Below are 6,534 nucleotides of genomic sequence, written 5' to 3'. Positions count from 1 at the left end.
CGAGACCTTCTCCGTATGCGACACCCTACGTTTACATGTAGCTAGTCTATGTTTTTTTTGTATGCCGCCGACTACCCCCACTCACTAATTTATAGTCTCTTGGTCGGCAGCGACAGATGTATAAAAGAGAACCGTCACAAATACGTCACGCGTTGCCCCGCCGATGCCACCCGCACATGACAGTGTGATATTGCGGGTCACGCTGCCGGCGAAGCTGCCCACGCCGCGAAAATCACGAGCAGCCACGGCCGGCATAGGCATGGCGACCGAAGGTGTTGAGACCCTGCAGGTGGGTTTTCGTGGCGCATTGATGGTGACGTTGGAGAAGTTCACTGCGTAATAGCCAGCGCCGGTGATGGGCGTGCCGGTGATCGTATACCTTGCAATGTTTCTGGCGGTGATCGTGCCACCCGTTATGGCGCCTGTGGCGACAAAATAAATTCGGGTATCAAGCCCAAGGACAATGGGCCTTGCTCTGGCATCTCCAACAATGAGTGTGACACCTGCCGTGTTGATGGCCATAAACGGCCGGTTCGGGTCCCTCGCCATCAGGGCAAACCCCACCCCAGGCACATTGGTGGCATACACTGGCATTGAAAGCCCGCTAGCGAAAAATGTCCGGCCCGTCGGCGTGCTATTGACCAGTGCCAGCCTGGCCTGTGCCCCTAAAGCAATTCGTGTGGTACACCGAAGCGCGGACGATGGAGGACTGTCGAAGCGATAGCCGTTGGCGGACCCGACCACCTGCCCGATTTGCTGCCCCGCCGCAACCGTGATCGGGGGAATGGAAATATTCACCGCCGGGCCGGGAGCACAGGTGATCGCTTGAGCTTCCAGCGCCACCATCCATCCTCCCAGCACCACGCTGGCAAGTGAAAACCTAGTCATGAAAACAACACCTCTGTCATATCGAATAAGTCATGCGCCGCAACAGTCATCCATCGGCACTCACTCATAGCTGCCCCGCAACCTGGCGCCCTTGGCTTGCCACGCACACCCCCTGAAGGTAATCGGTAGTGGCCTGTCGTTGGCCCTCGGTGATCGGCGGCATGTGGTAGTAGATATCGCACTGCTCGGCGATTTTGCTGCCCCACTTGACGGTCAGACGACCTTCCTGCGGGATGTCTCGGACGAAGGCTTTACTGGCCTGCCCCACCACGCCTACCTCACGCCCTTGCGCATCAAATACCTGTGCTGCAAATGGCAGCGGGCTGCCATTCTCGTGGACGCCCTTGACCAGTACCGCCCGGCCACTGAGCGTGTCGAACTTGACCAGCGATACTGCGCCCGAGGTCGGTACGACGTTGCGCGTCGACTCCTGGAGCTCTACATCCATCGACATGCCTTCCGGATCGATTTCCACCGTATTATTCTGGAACGCCGTCAGATTGGGCACGACAGCGAACCCGCTGCTGTTGACCCGTGCACCGCTGCTCCCCCCGAGCCTGGCCCCTTCTGCACCTGGCACATGCACCAGCGCCGAGGCTTCGCCGAGGCTTTGCGAGAACGCGATACCTGCGGCATGAACGACCACCCCACCATCGGCGCCAAACGAAAGCTGCGAGCTATCGCGGCTCTGGCTATATCCGGCACGCAGTTGGGTGGCATCCGTGCGATAGCCGGCATAGGTGTTGAACTGGCCGGAGTGCGTGCTTTCACTGGTCGCGCGGCTGGCTGAAACACCGTAGTTGAGCGCGGTGTCCTCGCCCAGGAACCCGTTGATGCCCACCTGCTGCTGGCTGCCCCGTGTATCACCGGTGTCCCGGGAGAACGAAGTATTGATCGTCGGCGCTCGCGATTCGCCCCCCAGCGGCATCGACAGTGTGAGCATGTAGCGGTTATCGATACGCCCGGGTTGGCCGATACGCCCGAAAAACACATCGTCGCTGAGCTCGCTTTGGGTCAGTTGTCGCGTGTCCTGGACCCTGGAACGCTGTGCCGACAGGTTCCAGTTGACCTTGTTCCAGGTCGAGCCATAGCTGGCGGTGAATGAAACCTGGCGCCCTTCCTGTCCTCCCCAATAGTCGACGGAGCTGCCGTACAAGCTCAAGGTGCCGATACCCAACTGCTGGCTGACTGTCATGTCGAGCCGGCTTTTTTGCCGGGCATAGCTGTTGATGTCACCTGCCCGGCTCGCGATTTCGCGCACATTCAGTGCATCCTGCAGGTTCAGGTAACCCTCGGTGGAGAACCGGTACGCACCCAGCGCAAAATGCGTACCCGAGGCCGGCAGGCTTTTGTTGTAACCCAGCCCCAGGCTTTGCCCGGACTGGCGCCCATGATCGGGCACCTCGGTATGGGAGGTGGCAGTGTCCAGAGAGAACGCACCGAAGGACGTATTCAACGCGATACCGAGCTTTCCCTGTTCATAGCCTTTGGAAACACTGCCGCCACCGTAGACCGTCAGATCATCGGTCAAACCGTGCTGCAAAGTGCCTTGAAAGACGTTGGCGCCCTTCGCATCAACGCCCTTTTGCTGCACCTTACCCAAGGTGGCGCTGTACTTTGTCGCGTCGGCGCGCAATAACTGCGGGGCCACCGAGTACGGCACGACGAAGGTGTTCCGACGCCCGTCGACTTCGGTCACGCTGACGATCAAATCACCACCGTAGCCGGTGGCATGTAGGTCACTGATAACAAAGGGGCCGGGCGGTACCGTGGTCTCATAAATGGTGTAGCCGTTCTGGCTGACCGTGACCGTTGCATTACTGTCGGCCGTCCCCCGAACCTGCGGTGCGTAACCTTGCTGCGTCTGCGGGCGCATCCGGTCGTCGGTGGCCAGAGTGACGCCCCGCACGCGCACCCCGTCGACAATATGTCCGTTGCTGAAGGTGTCTCCGAGGGTCAGTTGTGACTGCCAGGGGATGATGCTGCGCTGTACATAAGTGGACGTGTTCTGATAAGTCTCAAAGCCAGTGCGGTTGCCCCAGGCCTGGGCGCCCTGATGTCGCAAGCGCCATGCACCCAGGTTGATACCGGCATTGAGGCCCAGGTAAGTACGACCGTCACCTTCACCTGCGGTGACCGTATTGGTACTGAAGTTGTAATTGAGCAGCCCGGCGGCAATGCCCTCATCCAACAACTCGGGGTCAATGTAGCCGCGCATGGAACGCTTCATGTAGGCCTGCGGCACGCTGGCCGCCAACTCGAGTGCACCCGGATCGAACGTGCTGGATGCCATCGGAATCCACTGCCCCAGGTCGCCGCAGTACTGGCCGGCGGCGGCAGGGTTCGAGAGTTCGCGCCCATGGGCATCGGTATCGACTTTATCCATCGCGATACCGATTTTTTCCAATACTTCACGACTCAAGCACGGCTGCGCCCCGGTCTTTGCATGGGCCGCAACAAACTCCACCTCCCTGCGCCCCAGGGTCTGGCCGTTGACTACGATATCTACGCGGTATATGCCAGGGCTCATCTGGTTGCTGGTATTGAACCGTGACGTGTCAACCGACGACGCCAGGCCACTGGAGAATGCGTTCAGATCAAAGCTCAACTCAGACGCAAGCGCGACATCGCTTGCGATCACGGCCGCACTCATCAAACCGCCCAGCATTATCGTGCGAGGCTGGAATGGCAAAATCGGGGCGCAGCGATGCACCCGTACTTGGATGTGACTAGGCATAGTTATGACTTCAGTGGACGCTGAGAAATGTACGTTTGCTTGCCATCAGCAACGTTTCGGGGCCGCGTTCAGCGGTGCAATACAGCAGGCTGCGCGGATGAAAAGCCGCCGAAATCGTTGATATAAGTGAAATCCACCCGCGCATCGACGGGTATTACCTTCGCGGCTTTCGGCACCGGCACCTTCAACGTGCCTCCTGGTTCCACCATGCCCTCCGTCAGGGACAGTTTTTCCGCTTCGGGACCAGAGCCCATGAGCAGGACAATGTCGTTGAAGGTGACGTGATACGCCGAGGGGTTATGCACCTGTATCACGCTGCCTTGGGCGCCCCGTTCCACGGACCAGCGCAACAGCCCAGGCGCCTCCTCGGGTGTTCCAGATAACTGCGCCGGACGGAAAAACACTTTGGTGCGGATACGAAACGCGAACTTGAAGTGATTCCGCTGGCTGTCTTCAAGCGTGGGGTCAAACTCACTGGTAGCGCCAGGCACTTCAAGTACGTTCAACCAGAACAGCGACTCTCTATCCGTCGGCAGCGGTGCCTTGGTGTAGGACAGGCGCATGGACTGACTTTTGCCGGCGTCCAGGCGAAATACAGGAGGAGACAGCACGAAAGGCACATCGCTCAGTGTCGGCGCTTCCTGCGCGTCACCCGCGTCCAGCCACGCCTGCACCAGGCGGGGCGCGTGTTTGTCATCATTGGTTACTCGCACGGTGACCTCACGTCGCTGCTCGGGGTAAATCTGTCGCGTACCGTCGATAACCACTCCCGCGTGCACCGTGTGCGATGCCATCCCCAAAGCCAGGCTCAGCGCGACCCGCACCCCACGACGACTCAAGATCATCAGTAAATCCTGCATCAGGTAATCCTTGAAAACGGTTGTCCTGCGCCCGACCACTGGGTCGAGCGAGGATCTCAGGCAACAAACGCAGTGGTCATCAGCCTGGCTGCATCAAGGAAAGGTGACCGAGTACTGCACGCTGCTGGTGACATTGCCCGCGCCTGCCGCTCCGCCGTTGGCGATGTAGCGTGCGTAAAACGGCAAGGTCGCCAGACCACTGGTAACGGTGGCAACGGTCGAGTTATTACCTGTGCGCAAGTCCATTGGCGTGTTGGAAGCCCCATCGAGAATTTGTACCTCCACCCGGGAGGCGGGTGTCGCCGTTGCCGTGTTACGCAGGTTGCCGGTTGCCGGGTTGATGCCAGGGCTGGTCGGTTCATAACGTACGGCGACCTTGGTACCGTCCGGGCACCCGCCCGAGCCGCCCACATACACAAAGTAGCGCTTGGCGCCTGCCGTATCGCCTGCTGCCTTGAGAGCCGAGGTTTGTACGCGGTCAAGCACTACCGGAAAGTTAGCGCCTGAGCCTGGCGAGGCCCCGGTACCGCCGCTGATGGTGCAGGTGGTGCCACTGACCGAGCCGGTGATCGTGATGGTACCGTCTGCCGCATGCGCGGAGCTGGCAGCGAAGCCGCACAAAGCGAGCACTGCAGCCGCCAGAGTTTGTTTTGTCATAATCAGTCTTTCCTCACAATTGGGGTTCGCGAAACGCAAGGTTGCGACACAGGAGAAGATCAGCTCTTGCGTCACTCCTGAGTGGAAGCCATGTCGACTCCGTTCCCCCTGCCCCGAGGATTTGTCTGTTACAAGATCGGTCGGGCCTGTTTGGCAGGCAAAAAAAGGCTCCGTACCTTTCGATACGGAGCCTGTGCGTGAAGCGCCGGAACAGCCTGCCCGGCCTCACATGGATCAGTCGGCGGTCAAGACCCCACGACGCACCTGGTCGCGCTCGATCGACTCGAACAGTGCCTTGAAGTTGCCCTCGCCAAACCCATCGTCGCCTTTGCGCTGGATGAATTCGAAGAACACCGGGCCCATCAGGGTTTCCGAGAAGATCTGCAACAGAAGACGCTTGTCACCGGCAATCGACGAGCCGTCCAGCAGGATGCCGCGCGATTGCAACTGGTCCACTGGTTCACCGTGGTTCGGCAGGCGGCCTTCGAGCATTTCGTAATACGTGTCTGGCGGCGCCGTCATGAAGCGCATGCCGATCTTCTTCAGTGCATCCCAGGTCTTGACCAGGTCGTCAGTGAGGAACGCGACGTGCTGGATACCCTCACCGTTGAACTGCATCAGGAACTCTTCGATCTGCCCGGCCCCCTTGGACGACTCCTCGTTCAGCGGGATACGGATCTTGCCGTCCGGCGCGCTCATGGCCTTGGAGGTCAGGCCGGTGTACTCGCCCTTGATATCGAAATAACGCGCTTCGCGGAAGTTGAACAGCTTCTCGTAGAAGTTGGCCCAATAGATCATGCGTCCGCGATAGACGTTGTGGGTCAGGTGGTCGATGACCTTCAGGCCAGCGCCTACCGGGTTGCGATCAACACCTTCGAGGTAGACGAAGTCGATGTCGTAGATCGAGTTGCCTTCGCCGAAACGGTCGATCAGGTACAACGGCGAACCGCCAATGCCTTTGATCGCCGGCAGGTTCAGCTCCATCGGGCCGGTGTCGATGTGGATCGGCTGGGCGCCCAGTTCCAGGGCACGTTTGTAGGCCTGTTGCGAGTCCTTGACGCGGAACGCCATGCCGCACACCGACGGGCCATGCTCGGCCGCGAAGTAAGAAGCGAGGCTGTCAGGTTCGTTGTTGAGGATCAGGTTGATCTCGCCCTGGCGATACAGGTGCACGTTCTTGGAACGGTGGGTCGCCACTTTGGTGAAACCCATGATCTCGAAGATCGGCTCCAGGGTGCCTGGGGTGGGCGATGCAAATTCGATGAATTCAAAGCCCATCAGGCCCATTGGGTTGTCGAGTTGGTCGGTCATGTTCGGTGCCTCATCATTCTTGTGGGTAGCAATTGTTTAGTTGCAAGCAAGGATGAGGCTGGAGGGTGGCGCACAAGAAAG

General features: G+C 59.4%; 5 protein-coding genes. All 5 read right to left on the bottom strand.

Annotated elements, in window-relative coordinates:
* Positions 1 to 84: 84 nt before the first annotated feature.
* Positions 85 to 888: a hypothetical protein gene (locus GIV35_RS05220; RefSeq protein WP_236491373.1), complete on the bottom strand. Its 804-nt coding sequence runs from the start codon at positions 886 to 888 to the stop codon at positions 85 to 87.
* Positions 889 to 952: 64 nt separating this feature from the next.
* Positions 953 to 3,529 carry a fimbria/pilus outer membrane usher protein gene (locus GIV35_RS05215; RefSeq protein WP_236264859.1) on the bottom strand — a complete coding sequence of 859 codons (2,577 nt, stop codon included), beginning with the start codon at positions 3,527 to 3,529 and terminating at the stop codon, positions 953 to 955.
* Positions 3,530 to 3,693: 164 nt separating this feature from the next.
* Positions 3,694 to 4,485 carry a fimbrial biogenesis chaperone gene (locus tag GIV35_RS05210; protein ID WP_236264860.1) on the bottom strand — a complete coding sequence of 264 codons (792 nt, stop codon included), beginning with the start codon at positions 4,483 to 4,485 and terminating at the stop codon, positions 3,694 to 3,696.
* A 93-nt stretch (positions 4,486 to 4,578) separates the two neighbouring features.
* The gene (locus tag GIV35_RS05205) at positions 4,579 to 5,142 is read right to left on the bottom strand and encodes a fimbrial protein (protein WP_034127482.1); all 564 of its coding nucleotides are present in this window, start codon (positions 5,140 to 5,142) and stop codon (positions 4,579 to 4,581) included.
* Between the two features lie 234 nt (positions 5,143 to 5,376).
* A complete protein-coding gene (hppD, locus tag GIV35_RS05200) occupies positions 5,377 to 6,453 on the bottom strand; it encodes a 4-hydroxyphenylpyruvate dioxygenase (protein WP_034127483.1) in 1,077 nt (358 codons plus the stop codon).
* Positions 6,454 to 6,534: the final 81 nt, after the last annotated feature.

Origin of the sequence: Pseudomonas sp. PA-1-6B (genome assembly GCF_021609545.1) — a bacterium.
GTDB classification, from domain to species: domain Bacteria; phylum Pseudomonadota; class Gammaproteobacteria; order Pseudomonadales; family Pseudomonadaceae; genus Aquipseudomonas; species Aquipseudomonas fluorescens_BV.
Note: the sequence above shows the minus strand (reverse complement) of the source record. Positions and strands in the feature narration are given on the sequence as shown.